Here is a 25791-nt window from a genome sequence, read left to right as displayed (position 1 = left end):
CTTTTTGTGTACCCAAAATTGACTTTTTTATCCAAAAATTGTTAATTTTTATTGCTTGTAAATTAGAAAAAGATTAGAATATCCTTATTTACCAAAAACACTACTTAAGGAGGTGTAATTATGGAAGCTAAGAAAGTTGACCATAATCACGAAAAAGACAAACGTCTGATCGAACGTGAGAATCAATATTTAGCCTCAGCTGAGCGGATAAATTACTATGATCTAGTAATTGATTCAGCTCACGGAGCTGTTCTAAAAGACGTGGATGGGAATGAGTATATTGACTTGTTGGCAAGCGCATCAGCCATCAACGTCGGACATACGAATGATTTGGTGGTCAAAGCCATTCAGGACCAGGCAGAAAAGCTTATCCATTACACACCTTCGTATTTTCACCATGAACCAGAACAACAATTAGCTGAAAAGTTAGCAAAATTAGCACCAGGACCAACTCCTAAGAAAGTAATCTTCGGAAATTCCGGTTCAGATGCCAACGATGCAATAATCAAATTTGCACGGGCTTATACTGGACGCCAATATATGGTATCTTATATGAATTCGTATCACGGATCGACATACGGTTCGATGGCATTATCTGGAGTTTCTTTGAACATGACTAGAAAAATGGGTCCACTAATGCCCGGAGTAGTACACGTTCCATATCCAGACTTGTATCGCACCGAACCAGGAGAAACCGAGCACGATGTGGCCGTCAGATTTTTCGAAGCATTTAAGCAACCGTTTGAATCATTCTTGCCAGCCGATGAAGTCGCCGCAGTTTTGATCGAACCAATTCAAGGGGATGGCGGACTCGTCAAAGCACCCGAAGAATATATGCAAATGGTCTATAAATTTTGTCATGATAATGGTATTTTATTCGCAGTCGACGAAGTCAATCAAGGAATGGGCCGCACCGGTCACATGTGGGGTATCGAGAACTACCACGACATCGAACCCGACCTGATTTCCGTCGGCAAGTCAATCGCATCCGGCATGCCACTCAGCGCAGTCGTCGGGAAAGCCGACGTCATGAACAGCCTAGGTTCACCCGCGCACACATTTACCACCGCTGGCAATCCAGTGTGCTGTGCCGCAGCCTTGGCAACCTTAGAAGTTTTAGAAAAAGATAGTTTGATTGAGAAATCTAAACGTGACGGTGAATATGCCAAAGAGCGCTTCACTGAAATGCAGTCGCGTCACCCTAATATTGGGGATGTCAGAATGTTTGGTCTCAATGGTGGAATTGAGCTAGTTGAAGACCAAGAGACTAAAGTTCCTGACGCAGATTTCGCAACCAAAGTAATCACATATGCTTTTGAACACGGAGTAGTAATTATCACCTTGCGCGGAAACATCTTACGTTTCCAACCACCTTTGGTAATCACACGTGAAGAATTAGATCAAGCGCTAGATGTACTAGATGATGCATTTACCGCCGTAGAAAATGGGGAAGTAAGTTTACCAGATACCGATAGCAAGATTGGCTGGTAGTTACAATTGGAGGAGTTTTTATGAGTAATTTATGGAGTAAAATGAATCGACGAGAGGATCCAAATATATATGAAGATAAAGATGCCCATCTATCTCGTGTTTTAACGGTTAAGGATTTCTTAGCCCTAGGTGTTGGTACAATTGTCTCGACATCAATCTTTACACTACCCGGCGTTGTTGCCGCACAACATGCCGGTCCAGCCGTTTCACTTTCTTTCTTAGCAGCCGCTATCGTTGCTGGTATGGTGTCTTTCGCCTATGCTGAAATGTCATCAGCTATGCCGTTCGCCGGTTCAGCCTATTCATGGATCAACGTTGTCTTTGGAGAATTCTGGGGCTGGATTTCCGGTTGGGCACTATTAGCCGAGTACTTTATTGCCGTCGCGTTCGTTGGTTCCGGGCTGTCCGCGAATTTCCGTGGGCTAGTCGGACCGTTAGGCCTCCGCTTTCCGAACGCGTTATCGAATACACTAGGTTCAAACGGTGGTATTCTTGATATCACCGCAGTCGTCGTAATCGCATTAGTTGCGTTTCTTCTATCATATGGTGTTTCAAACGCAGCACGTGTTGAAAATGTTCTAGTTGTATTAAAAGTTCTAGCTGTTCTTGCTTTCATCGTAGTAGGTTTAACTGCAATTCATCCACAAAACTATGTACCATTCATTCCTGCATATCACGCAAACGCTGACGGTTCAGCCTTTGGTGGTTGGCAAGGAATCTATGCCGGTGTTTCAGAAATTTTCTTAGCATATATCGGATTTGATTCAATCGCTGCAAACGCAGCTGAAGCAAAGAATCCCGAAAAAACCATGCCAAGAGGTATCATCGGTTCATTAATCATCGCCGTAGTTCTATTCGTTGCCGTAGCTTTAGTCTTAGTCGGAATGTTCCACTATTCTAAATACGCAAACAACGCTGAACCAGTTGGTTGGGCATTACGTGAATCAGGACACGGAACAATCGCAAGTATCGTTCAAGCAGTTGCCGTTATTGGTATGTTCACAGCCTTAATCGGAATGATGATGGCCGGATCACGTCTACTATATTCATTCGGACGTGACGGAATGCTTTCAAAATGGTTAGGTAAATTAAACAAACACAACCTACCAAACAACGCATTAATCGTCTTAACAGTAGTTGGAATCATAATCGGAGCAGTATGTCCATTTGCTTTCCTAGCACAACTAATTTCCGCAGGTACATTGATTGCCTTCATGTTCGTTTCACTAGGAATTTACTCAGTACGTCCTCGTGAAGGAAAAGATATCCCAATGCCAGGCTTCAGAATGCCATTCTACCCAGTATTACCAGCAATCGCCTTTCTTGGCGCATTAACAGTTTTCTGGGGACTTGATATCCAAGCTAAAATGTATGCCGGAATTTGGTTTGGTATTGGGCTTGTGATTTACTTTGGTTATGGAATTCGTCATTCTTATTTGAATAAGAAGAACGTTGAGAAGTCGTTGACTGATTTGGATCGGGCTGAGGCTGCTGAAGAAGGGGAAGATAATTATAGTAAGTAGTTTGGTTTGATGTTCACTGCTGTCTTCCGGTCAGGTTCCGCGGGGGCCGTGGTCGCTGTGAACACGATTTTAAGCTTTTCCAAACCCGGGAAAATCTTAAAACTCGGTTTTTTCCTAAGCTTGCCCTATGGCAAGCAAAGGAAAACGCCACGGCTTGGGCCCCCGCGGAACCTGACCTCCAGACGAGGGTATCATCCACCTCAGTTTTTGGGTGGGTGGTTATGCTCCATTTTCGCCCTTTGGGCTGAATGGTTGTTTACTGCGGTTCTTGCCTGTTTTGGTGGGTCACTTCCGCTCTTGCTTATATTGTGAGTTCCTTCAGACTCTGAATATCTGCCAAGTAAAAAATTAAATAAACAAAACATAAAAGTAAAAATATATTATTAATTCCAAAATAATAAGCTCATCCCAATTTGTGGGGTGAGCTTATTTGTTTGTCTTTTTATTAATCGTCATCAATATTCAGTGCACGTTTTAGTGCATCAGTCGCTACTTTGGATACATTAATATTATTTTTCTTAGCTAGATTGCTGATGTATTCAGGTACAGTAATTGTTTTCTTTACTGTTCTTGTATTTTTCTTAATCCAGCGGGTCATGTCGACTGTAATGTAGACGAGTTTATCGTTGTCTTTCAGTTTCCAATTACTTGGATCTACGGTTTCTGGATAGTCTGAGCCATTTATCATCGTTGCAATGGCATCTTCAGTCCAATATGCCGTGTCAGTTAGAGTTGTTCCTTGAGTGATCATTCCAGGGATGTTAGGTGAAGTTGCGACGTAATAATGACCATCATCATTGTATTCAGAAATAATAACAGGGTACAGCAGAATTCCGTTCTTCATGTTGTTCGATTCTTCAGACTTATTAGTCATGATATTATCCTCTAATCTAAAGAATACATACTTTGTATGTACCAAACAATTGATTTGAGAAATTCATTCAAAATTGAGCACTAAAAAAGGTATCGCATAATTCACGATACCCACACACATCTATTTATCTTTATCTAAATCAATTCCCAAGTGAGCCACAGTTTCTTCTAAGCTGTATTCCACACCATCATCGTCTTTCATAGCAGCTTCAAGATCGGCTAAATCCAGAGCATCCTCCAACCATTCAGATAGAGCGCCCTGGGCGAACTCATCTAAGTTTTCCTTAGACTTATTAAGATACTCATTCAATTCAGTATACAAGTCCTCATCAATAGAAATAGTTAAGCTTTTCTTTGCCATTTTGGAACCCTCCTGTGAATAACCATAGTTTCATCTTTATATGTCATGAACACAAATGATAAGACAAGAAATGATGAAATTAAGTCAATATAGACTGAGTGGCACTTCTCTGGTTGTCATTTTAAAAAAATATAATTGATCATGAAGAGGGTATTCTCGGGCGTGATAAAAAATATAGTCACTGACTTAATTAAATGGAGTGCAAATAATAACAGTTTAGAATCAAAAAAGAAAAATATTTTGATTAAGCAATGGAGCAAGTGTTTAACCAACTTAGAACATGATTATGTTGAAAAATCAGAGTGCTGTTCAGATGGAGGAAGGAAATCGATTTGGCCTCAGTGGTGAAATTTGAGTTAGTTGGGGAACTATCCCAACTTACCTCAAAGGCCAAGTTTGAAGACACTGCGTACTGTGCAGGGGCTCCAAATTGTGCCCACCACGTTCCAGGCCTAAAATCGATTTCCTTCCGGAATCGGAATCCAGCACCACCCATATTTTTCAACGACCAAATCATATTCCAAGTTGCATTTAACCACCACATCCAATATGCTATAACCAAAATATAACATGAGGTGAGATTAATATGGCTTTTGACGCGACTTCTTTAGCACAGCTTATCCGCACCAAACAAATTTCCCCACAAGAACTAATCAACACAACCTACGATGAAATCAACCAACTAAATTCCCAATTAAACGCAGTAATTCACCGAAGAGATGAAAAAGTAAGAAAAGATGCTGAACACATATCAAATGGTCCCTTTGCCGGAGTACCAACCCTCTTAAAAATCCTAGGTCAGTCCCTAAAAGGTGAACCCAGCACAGCCAGTTCAAAACTTCTAAAAGATTCAATCGCCACCCAGACAGATAACTTCGTACAAACCCTTCAAGATTCAGGCTTACTAATCCTAGGACAAACCAATGCCCCAGAGTTTGGTTTCAAAAATATCACCGACCCAAAACTTTACGGACCAACTCATAATCCCTGGAATCCCGACTATTCCGCAGGTGGTTCGTCAGGTGGAGCTGCCAGTGCAGTTGCCTCAGACATGGTATCGATTGCTGCCGCAAGTGATGGCGGAGGTTCCATCCGAATTCCAGCTTCATTTTCTGGTCTGATCGGATTGAAACCTACACGAGGTCGTGTTCCAGTCGGACCAACAGGTTGGCGTGGTTGGCAGGGTGCTTCGATTAACTTTGCCTTAACACGTTCAATTCGAGACACTGCTACATTGCTGGATCAGCTTCAGACTGTTCAGCCAGCAGCACCATTTCAGACACCATTAATCACACCCGGATTCCCAAATCAACTTACTCAGCCAGTTTCTCGCACCCTCAAAGTTGCATACAGTATGGAATCTCCAGTCGGCACGCCCGTTTCTGATGACGCAAAACTCGCAGTTAAACAAGCCGTCGAATTCCTTGAATCACAGGGGATTGCAGTTGAAGAGTCCGCACCTAAGACAGATGGTATTGCTTTGATGAAAGCTTATTACATCATGAATGGTGGGGAGACGGCGGCGATGTTTGATGGCATCAACCAAGCCCTTGGTCGTGAAACCACAATGGACGATATGGAGTTAACCACTTGGACTATTTATCAAGCAGGGAAACTAATTTCTGCAGTTGACTACAGTCACAGCCTTGATTTGTGGGATCAATCCAGTTATATAGCGGATCAATTTTACGACCACTATGACTTGTTGCTGACACCTACCACTGCCTTTACCGCTCCAAAAATTGACCAAGAGTTGATGTCTGACACGACACTTGAAAAAATGCGACATGTTACTGATTTTGATAAACAGGAGCGGCTTGATTTGGTCTGGGAGTTCTTTGAACAGAGTTTGGCCTTGTCACCATTCACACAACAGGCCAATTTGACTGGGCAACCGGCCTTGAGTTTGCCTACCTATGTCAGTGAAAATGGGTTGCCACTGGGAATTCAGTTCACGGCTCGTAAGGGTAATGAGGCACAGTTATTGCAAATTGGTAAGTTGTTTGAGGATGAACAGAAGTTACAATTTTTGCATCCTACCGAACAAATTTAGGCCTAAAGTTTAAATTAACCTTAACTTTAACTGTAAAGCATAGTGAAACCGTTTTCTTCCTTATATAATGTTCACGTTCTGAACAAATAAGGAGGATTCATATATGTTAAAGAAGTGGATTAAGGCAATTGGAGTATTAATGTTTTTCGGATTAATTCTGGCAGGGTGCGGGAACAAATCCGACTCAGCTAAGGACAGCAATAAACCTCTCGTAGTCGCAACATCAGGAACATTATTCCCAACCTCGTATCACGACACCAAGTCACAAAAACTTACAGGATACGACATCGAAGTCGTCCGTGCAGTCGCCAAGAAAATGGGACGCAAAGTAACCTTCAAAGAATATAACGTCGACGGCCAACTCACAGCAGTCAAAACAGGCAAAGCCGACATCGCCGCAAACGATTTTTCCGTATCACCAAAACGTAAGGATCAATACTTCTTCTCAACACCTTACAAACACTCATTTAGCAGCATCATGGTCAGAAAGTCAGATGACTCAGGCATCCACACATGGGCCGACATCAAAGGCAAGAAAGCCGCCGGAGAAGCAGGCACAGGCTACCAACGCCTAGCCAAGAAACTTGGAGCAACTTTGGTAAATTATGATAACGTATCAAACGATGTTTATTTGAAAGATGTCAAAAGTGGCAAAACAGATATGATCATGAACGACTATTATCTACAAAAATTGGCACTAACAGCCGTTCCAGATAATGGCTTGAAGCTCCTCGATAACATGTATTACAACACTCCAGAAGACAAGTCTGGTGCCGGAATGGTCATGAAGAAAGGCAACACAGACCTTCAAAAACAAGTTAACAAAGCTCTAAAAGAATTAGATGAAGATGGTACATTATCTAAGATTTCTAAGAAATTCTACAATGCCGATGTAACCAAGAAACCAACCGAAAAAATTTCTAGAACCTTCGGGGAATAGATAATGTCAGTTTTACACTATTTAACAGTACCAGGATATTTTGACGCACCACTCGCGTTTTCATCAGTACCAAAAATATTATTAGGCTTCCCAATGTCCTTAGCGTTGACAGCAATCAGCTTTTTCTTGGCCAACGTACTAGGATTTTTCCTAACCCTAGCGCAATTAAGTAAACGCCGTTGGATAAGATGGCCAGCCAGATTGTACATTTCCTTCATGCGAGGAGTGCCAATGCTAGTAGTATTGTTCATCATCTATTTCGGATTTGGAGCAGAGGCACTGCCAGCAGCAGTAATCTCATTCACAATAATCTGCAGCGCCTTCGTATCCGAAGTATTCCGCTCATCATTTTCCGCCGTGCCAATCGGCCAGTGGGAAGGTGGGTATTCAGTCGGAATGAGCTATCGACAAGTAGTCAGACACATCGTCTTTCCACAAGCATTCCGAATCTCCATCCCAGCACTCGGCAACATATTGCTAGACCTGTTCAAAGGAACATCTCTAGCAGCAATGATCACCGTCGGCGAAATGTTCATGCAAGCAAAAATAATCGCCGGCGCCAATCAAGATTACATGACCATATATATAACAATCGCTTTGATCTACTGGTTCTTCTGTTGGTTAATGACAGTTGGGCAGGGATGGTTGGAGAGATATTTGAAATTGGATTGAGTTGGACCTCTGATCTGCGTGTATGCGTGGGTTGGGGGTTTTTGGTTTTTGGGGAAATTGATGTTGTTGGGGTAGGAAGGTTGGTGTCAGGTTTGGGATATGTGCGGGGAGATGGGATTTGTTAGCGGAACTGGTAGGCAGAGCTCCGCACAGTGTAGCAATAGTAAATATGAAGCATTGGCAATCTTTCTTGAATTCTGATCAGTGGTCTCTCATTAATGCAATCTAGCGGAAACGAGCAAATCACGGCAACTACCTCCGCTTAACATGGCCATGGGCTGAATCGCCTAGTGCGCGATTAAGTCCATGGCTATGTTAATGCTCAGTAGCTGAACGCCGTGATTTGCTCTCTACACAAAAAAAGGCGCCACTTCTGGGGGGAAGTGGCGCATCTCTTGAGGGAGGGAGGAATGCTATATTATTATAAAAAATCATTTATATTTTGGTTTAATTAAGGTTTAGGTTGTAAATAAGATTTCTTTTTCTTATTTACAAGTGCAGAATACTGCCGAAATGTGAAGAAAGTGTGAAGTTGTGTTCCTGAAAAGAAAAAAATGGCAAAAAAAAAGACGTCAGCTTGTGACGTCCTCCCTCAATAGGGATATTTATCCTAGAGACCTGCGAACAAGTTTCCGAAGATAAGTGAACCATACATTAATAAACCATTAAAGATAACTGATAACATTTGATTTCCTCCTCCCATTACATAATACAAACATTATAACTCATTTCATTAATTGAAACATAGTATCTTATGTTCGTAATATAATTTTAACATTGTGATAATAATATTTGGAAATTATGAAACGATTCCAAGTACACTATGACAATGGATTGATGGAACTTTAATAAAAAAATACATTATCTTGTATTGCCGTATTGCACCTTCAAATATAAAACTTTTTTTAAATTATGACTAAATTGTGGTAATATATATCTATCGATTAGGGCGAATATCATTTTTACCTGTCGAAAAACAAACTTATAGGAGGAAATACATATGTTTTCATTTTTAAATGGTCAAGTAAGTAACTTCGCTAGTGAAGTTAAAGATGTACTTTTAGGTTGGGCTAGTGGATTGTTCAACCACCAATAAAAAGTAATTAAGATCTCCGTCAGCAATTTGCTGATGGAGATTTTTTTTTGTAAATTTTATTTTTAGTATTGGTTTATGTAATTCTGCAACATTGCTTTATCACAACGGTAATAATTCCGTAATGCTATCTTAATACACATTATTCGTGATTGTGGTAATATTGATTTATCGAATGGGGATCGTAAGTTTACCTTTCGACAATTGAACTTAGAGGAGGATACAAATATGTTTTCATTTTTATTTGGTCAAGTAAGTAACTTTGCAAGTCAAATCAAGGACGTACTATTAGGTTTCTTGGGCGGCTTATTCTAAGCTACCACTTATAATAAATTCAACAGAGCTTTTCAATTTCTCGATGGGACTACCACAAGATTGAATTAACGCATATTCGCCCACTCTGTTGTATTCTGACCACCAACTTCAGTTGGTGGTCTTTTTTTGTCGAATTTAAAAAATATTTTTATCATGCACAGAGTTCACGGTAACAGATCTATTAGAAAATAATTGCAGAATCACCTTGTTGACGCTTGCGGTATTAAATGTTTGACTTCAGGTAAATTAGAATGCAGCTGACGCCTTTAACACATGATCCCTTGGAACGGACATTGCAATAACTGAGAAGTGGCGCAAAGATTGTCCGGCCTTGATTCAAATTGATGTAATGAAATTTGGATGCTGAAATGCGAGCTATAGATGAAACACCTGTTTTACATTCTGATTTACAAGTTAGTTAGTGTGGCCATGCAACTAATGATTATCTTTATTGAGATTATTTCTGTGTAGCTTTTTTATTCCAAAGTTATCTGAATAATCCATCAATAGAAAGGATGTAGGTAAATGAGAAAAATAGACTACAAAAAATATCCACGTGATATGTCATTTTTAATCAAGGAAATAGTATCTGAGAAGGGAGAGTTTTCTAGAGAATCACTCGAAAATAATATCAGACAGTTGCGAGGCTATAGAAATATTCCATCTGATAAACTACAGAGACTGATTTTTGATGATAAATTGCAATTATCTTTTCAAGGTGAAGATGAGAGGGAATCAATTCTAGACAAACTTGTTATTCACTATAATGAAGTAACGAGTGATCCAATTGATTTTGATAATGAACCGAGTCAAGCACATCAGCATAATGTATTAATTGGATTCATTAGAAACCTATTTAACTAAGAGGGCACTGGGACACATCTGGGTGTGCCTGTACCCTTTTAGTTAAGTATTCTTTATTGTGGAATAAACCAATTAATTCTAAACATGTGAAGCTTAAATAGTAGAACCATCATCTTAAATGAATACTTAACACCTTGATTAGTTAGATATTGTTCACTCATTAAAAATGTTACTATCATAAATTATTTTTCTTCAACTTCATGTGATTGACCAACGAAGTTGTTTTTTTAAGAAGGGCCTACCATCTGATGATGAACTTGTCGATAACCAGAAGTAGATCATGCTGTATCAGGTAGTAATTCAATGGCGCTCATATGGCTTTCTGAATAATACTTTCCATGGATATCTAATACTGATTTCAAAAGACTCATAGCTAGAGTTCCTTGATGGTCATCAACAAATCAGAAAGATTCTTAACTCCCTTATTTAAATCACAACAGTTATCTTGATTTTTTTTACTTGATTGAGCCTGTCTTTGCATCATCTTTAATTCATGAACTATTATTTGATTTGCAGCCAACATGACAAAATCGCTCTTTTTTATATCAAATTTGTGGTTATCCAATTATTTTTGAACTGAAATCAAATTTTTAGTTTTTATGTTTACTCATCACTCTTAACATTGCTAGCTGATGTGCAATATGCTGATTTCTATAAATAATTCTTCTTATCAATAGTGCTAATGCTTTTATCCATGGCCGCGTTGCATAAATTGTTTTTTCCACCATTGAACAGGAACTACGTCAAGTTATTTGCCGTAATTTAGTACAAATGGTTGCTAATAAAGTTATTCCAACCGTCAATGCAATCGCTCTGAGAAGCCTTAGAATAATAAATTGAAATCTATCGTCAATCAACAGGGACATTAGTCAGGATATTGTTGCTTTTGTTAATGATTTATCCCATTGATCACAAAGGGACTTAAATGATAAGCCTTTAGGTGTTTTTTTACCAAATGAACTTGCGTTGTCAAGTTGACATTTAAACAATTAAAATATTATAAACTACTTTGCAATGGCTTTATTCCAGCATTCTTCTGGAGTAAGGCCATTTTTTGTTGGCAATCTATCAATGTTATTGAAATAATCAATTCCATCTTGTACTAGCTTAATCAGTGCTTCTAAAGTTGCTGGTCTTGGATGACTATCCATCCAGATTCCCTTAAAATTACTCCACCAGCTCTCCATTGGTGAATTATCATATGGGGTGCCTGGTCTTGAAAAACTTCTTATTACTTTGTGTTCATCCAACAATTTATTAAAGCTAACGGCTGTGAATGCAGGTCCACGATCAGTATGTACCATTGGATGAACGTCGCCCATTTCCTCAAAAGTTTCTTTGAACATCGCAATTTCAGCTTCTGCAGTCTCTGATGGACTTATAAAAGATCCAATTATTTTACGACTGCACAAATCTAGTATTCCACTGAGTTTTACTTTGTGTGTTTCTTTGATTCCAAATTCCAATTGGGTTGAATCAGATAGCCAAACCATGTTTGGTTTTTCCACTTCAAAATTCTGGTTTAATACATTGTCTTTTTCATGCTGATCATTGTCATCTTTACGACTTCGCTTTTTTGCTTTTGATTTACAACTAATACCTTCACTTCTCATTACACGCCTAACTTGGTAGTACGTGACCTCAAAATCTAGAAGGTGTTCCTTTGTAATATGAGAAAGAATCTTTCCCGCACCAATTCTTTGAAAATGATCTTTATATGTCTTAAGAACAACTTCAGTCAATAAATCATTTTTGTGTTCCCAATCTGTCTTCCTATGATGTAAGAACTTATTTAACGCTTGTCTAGAAACACCTATATGGTCTAATAGAATAGATTTCCATCCATGATTACCTTCGCTGACCTCCATTATTGCCTGGTAAGACAGCTTTCGTTGTGAATTCACCCCCTGTGCTGAAGTTCGTTTAATTTTTTTTCAAACGCCGCAATGGCTTCTTGTTCATTCAATTTTGCTTTGATTTCACGGTTTTCAAGTTTCAATTTCTCTAGTTCACTAATCTCTTCTGCTTTATGATGAATCCTATGGCCACGCTCATCTACGAGAGCTTTATAGCCATCACCTTGGACTTTCATAACCCAAAGCCGAGCTTGTTGATAAGAAACATCAAATCGTTCAGATGCTTCTGAATAGGAATGATGTTTATTAAGAATGAATTCTACAACTTCAATTCTTTCATCTATCGTTGTTTTTCTTGGCACAGCAGTGACCTTCTTCCTGACAGGCGTAGCCTTAAGAGTCTTGCCATTATTATACTGTATCAACCACATTCTGAGTTGTTTAGATGATTTCACTCCGAATTTTTCACATACTTGCTTTAGATTACCTTCACCATTCGCATATGCACGAACAGAGTTGATCTTTGTTTCAGCACTATAAAACGTACGTGATTTACTATTCCTTAGTCCTTCATAACCATTCTCTTTGTAGTAATTATTCCAGTCCCTAAACGTTTCGGGACTGATTCCTTTGGTTTTCGCAAATGTCTGTCGAGGTAAATCAGATTTTTCAAATTCCTTGATAAGGTTATATTTTTCTTTTTGAGTATATTTCCACATATTAATACCTCCGAAGTGATCAAAATTATTACATTTCAAATGTCAACCACATCGTAAGTATCTCAAAAAGCTGTTAGTTGTTTTATGACCCGTCAGTTCAAAATCGAATTAGTTTAAAGAAAAGTAACTCTTTCTTAGCTTTTATCAAAAAAGTGGATAAAAACTTAAAAAATATAAATAAATAAAAAAATATTCAATATAATTATTTTCATATCATCTTTCTTGTATTACAATTAATTTGAATTTTAAAACAAGGAGGAACTATATTATGCTTACTGCTTTTAATTATGTACTAGTATGTGTCGCTGGTGGAATTTATGACGAATTTTTAGACGGCACAAAATAATTAGGTTTCCTAATAGATATGGGACTGATAATTTAAGTACGATACAAAAAAATGTCGCATTTCAATAAAATTGAAATGTGACATTTTTTGTATAAAATTTAAACTAGAAACGGTGAGTGAGGTCGTTATTCCCAACAAAAAGCAATTCACTCTGATAACAAGAATGAATTGCGATGAAAAGCGATATATTAAATTAATACCTAATTTTTAACATCTGATGCCTTAATAGTAGAACGACCATCTTTTGCTGCGTTCTTAATTGCTTTGACGATATCGTTGTCGCTCCATGCTGCAACATTCTTAACACCTTGATCAGTTAAATCTTGTCTGGCCTTAGAAATGTCGCTATCAGAAATTGTTTTACCATCCACTTTACGTGATTGAACATCGAAGTCACCTTTAGAAGCAGGATTGCTACTGTCTGATGATGAGCTTGATGCATTGTTGTTTGTATTGTTCTTTGATGAATCGGATGAGTTTGATGTTGAAGCGGAAGAAGTATTATCTGCTAAAAGATCAACTGCCTTCTTATAGATATCAGAATAATACTTACCATTGATACCTTTGAAATCTAATACAGTCTTCAAAAGACTCATTGCCTGTGAACTTTGACCACTATCAACCATATCGGAAGCATTCTTAACACTCTTATTTAAATCACTACGGTTTGATTTGATCTTTTTAACTTGATCAAGCATGTCCTTGGCACTATCTTTCATGGCTGAACTACCATTTGATTGGCTACGAACATCATTTAATTGATCCTTAGCTGTATCAAAATCGTGATTGTCCATTGATTTTTGAGCTGATACCAAGTTTTTAGCTTGTTCTTTGTTAGCTTTTGCTGACTTATCACTTTTAGCATCATTAGCAGATGTGTAATAAGCTAAAGCTTCTGAGTAATTCTTCTTACTTACAGCACTATTACCATTATCCATGGCTGTGTTGTATAAGTTATTGTTTCCTCCATTAGAACTGGAACTACATCCAGCAAGTAATAGTAGTGAAGCACTAATAGTTACTAATAAAGTTATTGTCCTTTTCATATATACCCTCCAAAGATGTAATACTCGAATTATACCATGAGAATACAAAAAGAGCAGGCGCGTTGGACGCCTGCTCTTCTGACTAAATTGTAATTCGTTAGGAATTGACAAATTAGAACAAACTTCGATGAGAAATTTGTTAGGAACGAATACCAGTACTTAATATAACTCTATTTAATAAATTTTTAAATAGTATTAAGAAAGAAATATTTCCGATTTGACAAATTCAAACGTTATTAACTGTGTAAGTTAGCTGAGCTGGCCAGCAAGAAACCTTACAAATACAAGGAATGAGGTAATAACTATGGATTGGGAAAAGACATCACTGAAAGTTGAATTTATTAACGAAAAAAATTATAAGAACGGTAAAATGACCCGTACCTTTAATAATATTGTACCAAATCCAACATCAGAACAGATCGAATTATTCATTGAAGGTATCCTATTGTTAACTAAAGGGGATACTTTGGGTAATACAGAAATTCTCACACATAATAAATATATTAGTAAATAATAATTTTAATAAGGGGAGTAACTATATATGAAGAAACTACAACTAAGTTTTAAGACAGAAGATGGCAAGAACCGCAACTTGATCCTTAATTACATGAATGAAAGCTTAGATGACATCACTACTAAGCAAGCAATGGGTAAAATTGTTGCTAGTAAGATATTTTCTCAAAAAGATGTACTATTATTTGCAGAGGCATTGGCTGCAAAATACGTGGATCGTGTTGAAAACCCTATCTTTTAGTAACATGACAAAAATTCATCAAATTGTAACATTTCTTAATAACTTGATAAACGGGTTTTTGAAATAGTCTGTAGGTATTGTCTCGCAAGGGTTTGCGATGATGATACCTATTTTTTTATATTTCAAATTAGTGTCAAATATAAAAAAGTATCAATTTTGCACTTTCCAAAAGATGAAATATGTTGTAATATCAATCCGTTGGTATTTAGGTATGACACATATTATAAATTGATTCACCCAAATTACTTTTCAACTGTATTATTAATTCATTACTTCCTATCACGGTAATATTTATAATACGTATTTAATTATTATTGAAAAATAATCAATAGAATGTTAGTTTATAAATGTACTACCTAAGAATTATGAGAATTTTGAGGAGGAATACCACATGAAAAAATCTATTAAATACGCTGGAGTTGCTGCTGCTACATTGTTAGCTGTTGCACCTATCGCAGCACCTGCCTTTAACGGCTCAAGTGTTGCACCTACAACTGCTAATACAGCAAAGGCTACTTACGGCACTGCTTCACAAGAAGATGCATTTAACGCATTCGATGCAACATTCAAAGACTACAACAATGCTACACAAGCTGACTTCCTATACGGAGCAACTTTTGCAGGTCTAGAATCACAAAACCGTTTCACATATTCAGCTGTTAAGTTGGCTAATGGTATCGTTAAACCATTACACCCACAATATCAATCAGTTCTTAACGACCTTGATGTTGCAGCTCAACTAAATGAAATTGTCTTCGTTGTTGTTCCCGCAAACGGCGAATCAACTTCTGAATGGAAGAGTGACATGGTTGCAGCCGGCGAACACGGTGGTAAAGTTTCATACCGTATCGTTGGTTTAGCAATGTCAGATGTTAAAGATCACGCTACATGGTCAAACCAACAATTAGTTAAGTACTTTGGTGCTTACCAATTGAACGGTCACGCATTAGACAAGACAGTTACAGCTAAGACAGCTGTATCACAAGACGAAATCCACGCTATGAACATCAACTTCGACACACCTGTTGACGGTTTTGTTGGTGAACAAAAGAGTGATTTCGATTCAAACGGTAAATACCCTGTAACTATTACTGACAACAAGGGTAACAAGGTTGATGCTGAAGATATTACTTCAACATACTTCAACGGCTTAGATGCTGCTACAATCATCAATGGTACAGAACTACCTAAGGCTGGTACTGTTACTCAAAAGATGACAATCAAATTTAACCGTAACGAATATAGAGGAGCATTTGCTGACTTAGACCAAATCAACATTAACGGCCAAGGATTCTCTGGTGGTTTATTGTCAAAAGTTTGGGACAAAATCAACAACTCTGTAACAGTTACACGTACAATTAACGTTGGTCTTGACAACTACTCAGACTCATCAGTTAACGGTGTTGTTACAACACCTGTACAAGACATGGGCAACAACACTGTTGTTACACACTTGTATGATGGTAAAGGTAACAAGATTACTGGACGTGCTTTAGCACAAGGTACTGACTGGTTTACAGATACAAAACGTGTTAACAACAACGGTGGAGAAGTTATGTACCGTGTATCAACAAACGAATGGGTTAAAGCTAGTGATGTATCATATGCCGACAAGACAACTGATACTGACAATGGTGGAGACACAGATACACCTTCAGGTTTAACTGACGTTACAGCATTACCAGCTGGCTCAACAGTTTCATTAGCTGGTCCTGCAGGCTTCGTATACGCTTTGTATAACTTAGAAGGCGCAACTGCTAACCGTGGTTTAGCCGGTGATTCAGCTTGGTCAACAGACCAAACTGCTAAAGATGCTAACGGTAATGTTTACTACCGTGTATCAACAAACGAATGGATCATGCAAGGTACAGGTGTTACACTTAACTAATTCTTAGTTTAGTGGATGTCTTTACTACTTAATTGAAAAATTTAATTAGAAAGAGCTCACAGTGTGTGAGCTCTTTTTTTGTATTCATTTACAATATTATAGAAGAAACAAGAAGATCTAGAACTCATTACAGTTCTAGATCTTTTTATTCTTTAAAAAAATTAATTTACATAAGAATGCTGATTTATCAATGTTTTTAAGCCTTCAATATATTTGTATAAATTTATTAACGTAAACATATTCGATATATAAAATTAAATAATATTTTTTTCTATATAAAATTCAATCAAATATGAAGTTTAGTAGAGCTTACAAAAATCTCATGATATATATAGGAAGAAACTTCGAAAAAATCTTATAAATAACCTTCAAAAATATTTTCAAAACTTCTGAAACGTGTGCCAAATAAGGACTTGTGGACTTTGCAAATTTATATTTTTAAGTTAATATTTCAGCGTTGGTATTAGGTATTAAATAATTACAAATTAATTGAGGGATAGTGGTCAGGGAATCCATCCAAGGTTTCATCCAAAAGTAATGATCATTCAACTAGATTTCTTGATTATTTATGCCGATATTGACGTAATCGTATTATCTAGAGTTATGAGAAATTTGAGGGGGAAATACCAAAATGAAAAAATCTATTAAATACGCTGGAATTGCAGCAGCAACATTACTAACAGTTGCTCCTATCGCTGCACCAAGTTTATCAGGAGTTGCTAACTTACCTACAGCTACTCAAACAGCAAAAGCTACATATGGTCCTGCTGCATCAGAGGATGCTTACAATGCCTTTGATTCAACATTCAAGGATTACAACAATGCTACACAAGCTGATTTCTTATATGGTGCAACATTTGCCGGATTTGAATCACAAAACCGTTTTCCATACGGTGCAACAAAATATCTTAACGGAATTTTAAGACCATTACACCCACAATACCAATCACCACTTAATGATCTTGATACAACTGCAGCTTTAAATGAAATTGTCTTCCTAGTTGTTCCTGCTAATGGTGAATCTACTTCTGACTGGAAGCAAGAAATGACAGCAGCAGCTGAACACGGTGGGAAAGTTTCATACCGTATTGTTGGTTTATCATTACAAGAAGTTAAAGAACATGCACTATGGTCAAATCAAGAATTAGTTAAGTACTTCGGTGCTTACCAACTCAACGGTCACGCATTAGATAAGACCGTTACTGCTAAAACTGCTGTACAACAAGATGAAATTCACGCAATGAATGTTAACTTTGACACTCCACTTGATGGTTTTGTTGGTGAAAACAAAGCTGACTTCCGTTCAAATGGTAAATACCCAGTTGTTATTAAAGACAATAAGGGTAACAAAGTTGATCCAGAAGATGTTACAAGTACATTCTTCAACGGATTAGATTTAGCTACATTGATCAATGGTTCAGAACTACCTAAGCAAGGTGTTGTCACACAAAAGATGACAATCAAATTTAACCGTAATGAATATCGTGGTTTGTTCGCTAACATGCAACAAATTACCATCAATGGAAAAGTTTACTCAGGTGGACTACTTTCAAAGATTCTTGACAAAGTTAACAACTCAATCACAGTTACACGTCAAATCAACGTTACACTTGATAACTACACAGATACAAAAGTTAACGGTGTTGTTACAACCCCAGTAGTTAACATGGGTGACAAGAATATCTCAACTAACCTTTATGATGGTAAAGGAAATGTTATCGCCGGACGTGGTTTAGGTCAAGGTACTGACTGGTTTACAGATATCAAACGTGTAAACAACAACTCTGGTGAAGTAATGTATCGTGTATCAACAAATGAATGGGTTAAAGCCAAAGATGTTTTATTCGCTGCCAAGGACACTGACAACGGTGATGGAGATGGCAACACTTCTGATGGTGCAGGCCTTACAGGTATCGAAGCATTGCCAGATCACTCAGTAGTAACATTGGCTGGTCCCAAGGGATTCCTATACCCTCTATATCACAAAGACGGTTCTAAATCAGATCGTTACTTAGCTGGTCCTTCAGAATGGTTAGCTGACAAGAAAGCTAAGGATGCTGACGGTAAAGTATACTATCGTGTATCAACAGACGAATGGGTACTAACTGGTGACGGTGTTACTTTAGGTTAATTAGAATACGGAAAAAGACTCACGAATGTGAGTCTTTTTTTAATGCGATGGTAAAATGAGACAACTTTGCAATTATGTTAAATTATTACAAATACCTTTAAATAAGTTGTTTAATATAATACTATTAACGTAGACATACTGGAGTATGTTGAGGAGGGATATTACATATGAAAAAAATCACAAAATCATTGTTAATTTCTGCAACTGTTCTACTATCACTTGCACCAGCTGCTACTTTGGCAACAGGCGCAACAACAGCTCATGCTGAGGATGTTTATTATGACAAGGCTGGACATTTCGAAGGCCCATCAATCAATGTTACTTATAACAACGATGTTCAAGTACAATCAGGTACAGGTATGTATGCATTAACAAAGATTAATGCATCAGATCTTGGTGCCACTTCAATTTCTGATAACCAATCAATCGGTGCTACAGGATATGGTGACAACAAGTTGTATACAACACGTGAGGGTGCTACATACATGAGAACTGCAGACCTTACAAAAGATACATCAGTACAAAAAGACACAACTTACTATCAAAGAGTTTATCTAAAGGTTAATGGTTTGGATACAAACAACGCATTGTTATCAATGCAAATTCCATACTCACCAGCAAAAATCACATTTAATGGTGCAGAAATGAATTACACTAACTACGCAAATGGCAACGGCTACTTCATTATCGTTCGTGCAGTTTCAGGTTCAGACACACCAGGACAATCATCATCTAACTTTTATGACATCCCAACAAAGGGTACTGTAAAGGTTACTTCATCAACACCTGCACGTCTTTATGACGAAAAAGGTAACGCCATCGGTACAAGAGCATTAGGCCCTAATACTAACTGGTTTACAGACACACAACGTGTTGCACGTGATGGTCAAGTATTCTACCGTGTATCAACATCAGAATACGTTGCTGAAAAAGATGCCGGATTCATTCCAGCAGCACAAACAAATACAGCAACATCAGCATTAGCTGACTAATTTGTATATTATAGAAGAGAACTCAATTGTGAGTCCTCTTTTTTTTACGCTCAATTTATAACACTAAATGAAATAATCATGAGAAATCTCGGGAAAATATTAATATAATATGTAAAAATATTTTGTTAAATCGATAAAATATACAATATCGTTCTATACCAAATTCCACATTGTTTTCAGGTTAATTCTTCCATATACTTTTTAGCTGTGGGACAGCCCACTAATAAAAAAGATTTAAATCCAGGGAGGATTTATACATGAAAAAGGGAATTAAATACGCAGGAATCGCTGCTGCTACATTATTAACACTAGCTCCAGTAGCTGCACCAGTGGTAGGCGCAGGTACACAAACAGTTCAAGCTGCTGCAGAAACACCAGCAACAAAAGTTACTTTGAACACACCAGCTACAGATACTGACAAAGTTGATTTGTTCATGTCACAATATAAAAATGGCAAGCTATCAGGTATTCAATTAAAAACTTTAGTTCAACAAGCTGTTGCGGGTGATTTTTATCAAAAAGATGTGATGCATGATGCCTTTGATGCGGATGCAGCTGCTTCTGCTTTCAATAAAGATTTGAGAGATCATACAATTGATAACCTATGGACAAACACATCAGTTAAAGTTTCACTTCTTGACGCAAATGGCGCTCAGTTGAATAAACATGATTTGAAAAAAATTTACAAATTCGGAACAGGCAGTGAAGCAACTGTTACTCCTGAAGCTGTCAGAGTTCAATTTGATATGACATATGTTCAAAAGACAGATGACAAAAATCAAATCAAGCACAATGTTAAAGATTTTACATTTACAAATAGAGATGATGTAACACCTGCAGAAGACACTCATGAAGTTAAAACATTAAATGCTTCATTTGAAAATCCATTGATGGTTAAGAGTGGTTCAAAAACTGTTAATGCAACATTGTCAACTTCAGCAAAAATTAACTTATCAGATCAAACTGGTAAAGAAGTTAAACATGATAGTGTTGAAATCAGTGATATTTACAAAAATAAAAAAGCAGCAATCAATAAATCACAAGAAACTGATGACAAATTGAATGACAATGTGTTTGGTGCCAAAGGAAATACATACTATCAAGCAGTTGATGTTACAATTTCAGCAAAACAACTTGGTTTTATTGATGGAACAACTACTGCAAATAGTTTAAATGCCATTGTTAATAATTACCTAGCAGGTGAAGATGGATACGCAATCAAAATTAATGGTGAAAACGCAAAATCATATGAATATAAGTATGATAAAGGTGACGATACAGCAAACCCATCATTGACAATCTCATATTTACGTCAAGTTAAAGTGGGCGATCCAGCATCTGATTGGAAAGTAGAAGATATTGACGGTATTGTTACAGTTGGAGACAAAGTTGCTTCAATGGTAAATACAAAGAATGAAACAGTTAAAAACCGTTCACTTGGTGAAGATACTGCGTGGAGAAATGATAAGAAACGTACAAATTCAAACGGCGATGTTCAATACCGTGTATCAACAGACGAATGGGTTGATGCAAAGAAAGTTTCATACATTGCTAAAGATGAGAATATTGACGGAAATGGTAACACAACTTCTCCTGAAATCTCATTTACAGATGTAAAAGACGTTAAGGGTAAGATGGTTGTAAAACTTGACAATGCTAAGATGGTTTATAATCTTTCTAAATCAAATGGTAAAGCTGCTACACGTGGTATTGCAGGAGATTCAAGTTGGTTAGTTGATAAGACTGCTAAGAATTCTGATGGTGACACAGTTTACCGTGTATCAACAGACGAATGGCTAACTGCAGGTGAAGGCCTAACAGTTATTACTGACTAATTTTAATTAAATTTAGTTCAGAACTATCCATTTGAATTTGAATCAAATTTGATTTGAATTAATAATTAAGAAATACGCATCTGAGAGATCACATGATCGCAGATTGCGGGTCCAAGAGCTTTTATATTTTTTGACTCTTTAGTTGATGTCTTATGATGAGGCCATTAACTACTCAACAGCGTATCCCTTGATACGTCGGACCCTGATTTGGGTTAGACCAATGTAATAAAACCGACCTTTTTTACAGAAGTGGGGCTGTACGGTTTTAAACAAAAGGAAACATCAATATCTATCCAACAAAGAGATCTGCCATTTGGCAGGTCTTTTTTGTATTCAGAAATGTTAATAGTTTGTGAAATATAAAATAATACTCAAACAGGTTACATTTGTGTTAATAACTTTCTCAGTTAAACTTTAGAAATATAATTATTGGATATAAATTTGCACCAAAATGCAGAAAAGGGGCATCTATGTATTTCAAAAGTATTTCAATGCTACATTAACATTACAGTTATGAATAATATTAGTTGTTAAATTGATTCACAATAAATAAACACATATACTAGGTGTTGTGGAAAGATACCACATTTCAAAAAATTATTTCAAAAATTTTAAATCCTGGGGAGGATTACAAATGAAGAATAATATTAAATACGCTGGAATTGCTGCCGCTGCTCTATTAACAGTTGCTCCAATTGCTGCACCAATCGTAAATTCAACAACTAATGTACAAACAGCTCAAGCTGCCACTGTTGATTCAAACGTTACAACTGTCTTGAATCAATTTTTCAATTCAAGTTTGAACAATTCAAAGACATATTCAGTTAAAGATGCATTTCCTAGTTTCTCAGATATTGCTAGTAACTGGGGTACTGAAGAAGGAGCCTCAAAAGCTAAAACAGACTTATCATATACTGACTTAATGAATTTAGCTCCTATGAGCGATTTGAATAACGCAAACTTGACATTGTCTTCAGATGCAATCAATACACTTAAAGAAGCAGGTGTAACATTTGGTGTTACAGGTGTTGATTCTAATGGCAAACCTATGTTGAAGCAAAACTTTACACGTGAAGCCACACAAAATGGTAAGAACGGTGGAACTTCATATCTACAAGTTACTGCTTATAAAGATGGCAAAGCTATTGATGGCCAAAGTAAATCTTATGCATTTATAAAGAATACCGATGTTGATGAAGGTGTAACACAATTAGGTGTTAACTTTGAAAACCCATTGGATGTTGATTTAAATTCATCAACAACTACTCCATTATTAACAACTAGTGTTGACGCAAACATCACTGACCAAAAGGGTAATGATGTTAAAATTACAAAAGTTAACCCATCAGCACAAATTTATACTAAGTCAAAAGATGCATTAGATAACACAAACCAAAACACATTTACTGGTAAGACATTTGATCAAGATGGCGCAACATATTACCAAGCTGTTGAACTTACTGTAGATTCAGCGGTTAATGTTCAAAAGATTTTTGATAGCATGCAAGCTCAAAATGGTGGTTCAATCACTCTTAATGGAACACCTGCTGTAAAAGCTAACCTTTCACAATTTAATGGAAATACAATTCGTTTCGTTCGTGAAATCAACGTTGGCAAGACAACAACTACACCTGACAATGGTGAATGGGTTGAAACTGACAACAAAGGTGTTGTAACTGTTAAAACTTCACCACTAGCTAAGTTGTACGATGATGATAACAAGATTACAAACCGTTCTGTTGCAAACAATTCTGGTTGGCAAACAGATAAGTATCGTACAAACTCTAAGACTGGTGTTGTTCAATACCGTGTATCTACTCACGAATGGGTAAATGCATCTGATGTAGACTTTACAAGTAATGAAGTTACAGGTTATGGATTAGGTAACTTTAATGATATCGGCGATCACGTTGTCTCACTTGACGGTCCTGATGGATTTGTATATACATTGTTCACCGCTGCTGGTAAACAAGCTAGCCGTGGATTAGGTGGTAACACTGCTTGGTATACAAACAGAACTGCCAACGATGCTGCTGGTAATACATACTACCGTGTATCAACTGACGAATGGGTACGTGCAGGTAACGGTGTAAACTTTAAATAATCTAATTCCAACTCATAATTCGAATTAAATATAAAAATATAACTAAAGTCATCAAATATAATTTGGTGGCTTTTTTCATGCTCTGATTTAGTTATGGACAGATGATGAGAATGTGTGGCGTAAATAGAATTTAATTTTTTATACAAAATATTATACTTGGTGAAATATAGTTTGAATAATGATGTTATATCCAAGTTAATGAGTGTTACAACAGCAATATAAGCAGTGTATAAAGCATTTAATTTATAATTATTAAGACTAATTCCTATTGTAAATTTTGTGTAAATTTAAAGTTAAGTAGAAGTTAAGAAACAAAAATATCGATTGTGGAAAATGCCCATTAGCAATATTCTCAAATTGCGCAAACGTAGCGCTACAGCACCACATACCACGTTTCAAATTTGGGAGGGAATACCATGAAAAAATACACATATTTAGGAATTACAGCCGCTACATTGTTAGCCATTGCTCCAACAATCGTGACACCAACAAACATTGCACACGCCGCAGATGCAACGCAACAGAGCGTTCCTGTTCAAGGACAGGGAAATACTACACAGGATCAAAACCAAGCTCCTGTCGCTCAACCAAGGAGTGTTGAGACTTTTGATGATACACAACAAGGTACAGATACTATTGCACCTGCTGGTTTTTGGGGCAATCTTGCCAGTGGCATCAAAAATATGGCAACTGGGGCAGTTAATACGGCCGTTCACACTGCGACGGGTTTTGCAGAGGATCAAGCAAAAAAAGGTTTACAAACTGTTGTACAAAAATTTGAAGATGGAGGCAAACAGTTAGCTTCCAATGTAATCAATTCTATAACTGGAAAGAATAAGAAGAATCCAGCAAAAGATGATACTAACTCGACAATGTCAATTGATGATGCGTTAACATCTTTATCCAACGTTGTTTATGATGATAACAATCCAATGCCTGATTTTTCTGAATTTATAACTTTATATAAAACACCTATTCATAATGATAAGTTTAACCAGCTTGGATTAGTCAATTATGGTTTTGACCCTGATGCTGTTGCAACTATTGGAAAAGCCTTGACAGATAATAAAGCAACTATCGAATTTGGAGGCATTCTTGATGCTCAAACATTACAAAATCAAATTAATGCTGCAAAACAAGGTAAAGGAAAACAATTTAAGATTAGCGTAACTTTAACAGATGCCTCAAATAAAAAACATGCAACCAATATTATTTTCAAGAACAATGCCGGATTGAACAAGGTTAATAATAACAATCAACAGAAAAAACCTAACCAAACATCAAACGTTTCAACTGATGCTGCTGATTGGCAAATTATTCAAAGCAAAGGCTCGGTTACCGTAGGTAATGTTTCAGCTGAACTTCAAGATGATTCTGATTTAACTACTTCACGTGGTTTGGCTCCTAGATCTGGCTGGGCAACCAACGAGTACAGAATCAATCCTAAATCCGGTGAGATTGAATATCATGTTTCTACACACGAATGGGTACGTGAGAAATTCTTGACTGTGACACAAAAATCATCAAATCTTGCTACGACTGCTTTCTCTGGTGAAACGAACTTCGATGGTAAGCAAAATGTTAGACTTGCTGGTCCTGCCAAATATACTTACGCTTTATTTAAGGCTGATGGATCGCGTTCGGTTCGCAGTATTGCTGGTGACACGACATGGTTCACTGACAAGTTTGCGACTGACGACAACGGCAATACTTACTACCGTGTTTCGACTGACGAATGGATTAAGCTTGGCGAAGGTGTTAGTTTGACGAACTAATATATCCGCTGGTTATGTGGAAATATTGTTTGTTGATATAACGCCACGAAAGTTGTAGCTTTTGGTTCAATCGTTCGATATTATAAGAGATGGAAAATATACACCACTAATTTTTTTGATTAAGGATTAGTACCTGAAAGGCCACCCCCTTGCCGGAGTT

At 37.1% G+C, this 25791-nt stretch carries 21 protein-coding genes; 14 read left to right on the top strand and 7 right to left on the bottom strand.

All coding sequences use genetic code 11. The features are described 5' to 3' along the window. Positions 1-120: 120 nt before the first annotated feature. Together ABM34_RS06720 and ABM34_RS06715 are read left to right on the top strand one after the other, a co-directional pair. Positions 121-1491 carry an aspartate aminotransferase family protein gene (locus tag ABM34_RS06720; RefSeq protein WP_048704456.1) on the top strand — a complete coding sequence of 457 codons (1371 nt, stop codon included), beginning with the start codon at positions 121-123 and terminating at the stop codon, positions 1489-1491. 20 nt (positions 1492-1511) lie between these two features. Then, positions 1512-3014 (top strand): APC family permease, encoded by a 1503-nt coding sequence (locus ABM34_RS06715; RefSeq protein WP_048704454.1) that lies wholly within the window; start codon positions 1512-1514, stop codon positions 3012-3014. A 445-nt stretch (positions 3015-3459) separates the two neighbouring features. Here the strand turns inward: ABM34_RS06715 and ABM34_RS06710 are convergent, their stop codons facing one another. Continuing rightward, complete coding sequence (locus ABM34_RS06710; protein ID WP_232298631.1) at positions 3460-3888, bottom strand: type II toxin-antitoxin system HicB family antitoxin; 429 nt, start codon at positions 3886-3888, stop codon at positions 3460-3462. Between the two features lie 120 nt (positions 3889-4008). Beyond that, on the bottom strand, positions 4009-4248 hold the full coding sequence (locus ABM34_RS06705) for a hypothetical protein (protein ID WP_048704453.1): 240 nt from the start codon (positions 4246-4248) through the stop codon (positions 4009-4011). A gap of 586 nt (positions 4249-4834) precedes the next feature. On the opposite strand from ABM34_RS06705, the gene ABM34_RS06695 reads away from it, so the two are divergent. From ABM34_RS06695 to ABM34_RS06680, 4 genes are all read left to right on the top strand, one after another. Then, positions 4835-6301, top strand: coding sequence for an amidase (locus tag ABM34_RS06695; RefSeq protein ID WP_048704449.1), 1467 nt, complete (start codon positions 4835-4837; stop codon positions 6299-6301). Positions 6302-6404: 103 nt separating this feature from the next. After that, positions 6405-7241 carry a transporter substrate-binding domain-containing protein gene (locus tag ABM34_RS06690; RefSeq protein WP_048704447.1) on the top strand — a complete coding sequence of 279 codons (837 nt, stop codon included), beginning with the start codon at positions 6405-6407 and terminating at the stop codon, positions 7239-7241. Between the two features lie 3 nt (positions 7242-7244). Next, positions 7245-7913 carry an amino acid ABC transporter permease gene (locus ABM34_RS06685; RefSeq protein ID WP_048704446.1) on the top strand — a complete coding sequence of 223 codons (669 nt, stop codon included), beginning with the start codon at positions 7245-7247 and terminating at the stop codon, positions 7911-7913. A gap of 1933 nt (positions 7914-9846) precedes the next feature. Next, the gene (locus ABM34_RS06680; protein ID WP_048704444.1) at positions 9847-10185 is read left to right on the top strand and encodes a hypothetical protein; all 339 of its coding nucleotides are present in this window, start codon (positions 9847-9849) and stop codon (positions 10183-10185) included. Between the two features lie 53 nt (positions 10186-10238). Here ABM34_RS06680 and ABM34_RS13485 read toward each other — a convergent pair whose 3' ends face one another. From ABM34_RS13485 to ABM34_RS06665, 5 genes are all read right to left on the bottom strand, one after another. After that, positions 10239-10364 carry a hypothetical protein gene (locus ABM34_RS13485; protein ID WP_257719945.1) on the bottom strand — a complete coding sequence of 42 codons (126 nt, stop codon included), beginning with the start codon at positions 10362-10364 and terminating at the stop codon, positions 10239-10241. A 194-nt stretch (positions 10365-10558) separates the two neighbouring features. Then, positions 10559-10708 carry a hypothetical protein gene (locus ABM34_RS13175; RefSeq protein WP_157023234.1) on the bottom strand — a complete coding sequence of 50 codons (150 nt, stop codon included), beginning with the start codon at positions 10706-10708 and terminating at the stop codon, positions 10559-10561. Positions 10709-11189: 481 nt separating this feature from the next. Further along, positions 11190-12089: an IS3 family transposase gene (locus tag ABM34_RS06675; RefSeq protein ID WP_048702931.1), complete on the bottom strand. Its 900-nt coding sequence runs from the start codon at positions 12087-12089 to the stop codon at positions 11190-11192. After that, positions 12086-12760 carry a helix-turn-helix domain-containing protein gene (locus tag ABM34_RS06670; protein ID WP_157023232.1) on the bottom strand — a complete coding sequence of 225 codons (675 nt, stop codon included), beginning with the start codon at positions 12758-12760 and terminating at the stop codon, positions 12086-12088. The genes ABM34_RS06675 and ABM34_RS06670 overlap by 4 nt, the downstream gene beginning before the upstream one ends. A gap of 546 nt (positions 12761-13306) precedes the next feature. After that, the gene (locus ABM34_RS06665; RefSeq protein ID WP_048704443.1) at positions 13307-14152 is read right to left on the bottom strand and encodes a hypothetical protein; all 846 of its coding nucleotides are present in this window, start codon (positions 14150-14152) and stop codon (positions 13307-13309) included. A 304-nt stretch (positions 14153-14456) separates the two neighbouring features. Here ABM34_RS06665 and ABM34_RS06660 point away from each other — a divergent pair, with 304 nt between their 5' ends. The 8 genes from ABM34_RS06660 to ABM34_RS06625 all read left to right on the top strand — a co-directional run bounded on the left by ABM34_RS06660 (position 14457) and on the right by ABM34_RS06625 (position 25631). After that, on the top strand, positions 14457-14666 hold the full coding sequence (locus ABM34_RS06660) for a DUF1659 domain-containing protein (protein WP_048704441.1): 210 nt from the start codon (positions 14457-14459) through the stop codon (positions 14664-14666). 27 nt (positions 14667-14693) lie between these two features. Next, on the top strand, positions 14694-14906 hold the full coding sequence (locus ABM34_RS06655; protein WP_048704440.1) for a DUF2922 domain-containing protein: 213 nt from the start codon (positions 14694-14696) through the stop codon (positions 14904-14906). A 391-nt stretch (positions 14907-15297) separates the two neighbouring features. Further along, on the top strand, positions 15298-16794 hold the full coding sequence (locus ABM34_RS06650) for an SLAP domain-containing protein (protein WP_048704438.1): 1497 nt from the start codon (positions 15298-15300) through the stop codon (positions 16792-16794). Between the two features lie 631 nt (positions 16795-17425). Beyond that, positions 17426-18925 carry a hypothetical protein gene (locus ABM34_RS06645; protein ID WP_048704436.1) on the top strand — a complete coding sequence of 500 codons (1500 nt, stop codon included), beginning with the start codon at positions 17426-17428 and terminating at the stop codon, positions 18923-18925. 167 nt (positions 18926-19092) lie between these two features. Next, entirely contained in the window at positions 19093-19917 is an 825-nt protein-coding gene (locus ABM34_RS06640; RefSeq protein ID WP_048704435.1) for a hypothetical protein, read from the top strand. A 257-nt stretch (positions 19918-20174) separates the two neighbouring features. Beyond that, a complete protein-coding gene (locus ABM34_RS06635; RefSeq protein ID WP_048704433.1) occupies positions 20175-21752 on the top strand; it encodes a hypothetical protein in 1578 nt (525 codons plus the stop codon). Positions 21753-22386: 634 nt separating this feature from the next. Beyond that, positions 22387-23856, top strand: coding sequence for a hypothetical protein (locus tag ABM34_RS06630; protein ID WP_048704431.1), 1470 nt, complete (start codon positions 22387-22389; stop codon positions 23854-23856). A gap of 416 nt (positions 23857-24272) precedes the next feature. Beyond that, positions 24273-25631, top strand: a complete 1359-nt coding sequence (locus tag ABM34_RS06625; RefSeq protein WP_048704430.1) for a hypothetical protein — start codon at positions 24273-24275, stop codon at positions 25629-25631. Positions 25632-25791: the final 160 nt, after the last annotated feature.

Origin of the sequence: Companilactobacillus ginsenosidimutans (assembly GCF_001050475.1) — a bacterium.
GTDB lineage: Bacteria > Bacillota > Bacilli > Lactobacillales > Lactobacillaceae > Companilactobacillus > Companilactobacillus ginsenosidimutans.
The sequence above is the reverse complement of the archived record's forward strand: the minus strand, read 5'-3'. Positions and strand labels throughout refer to the sequence as shown.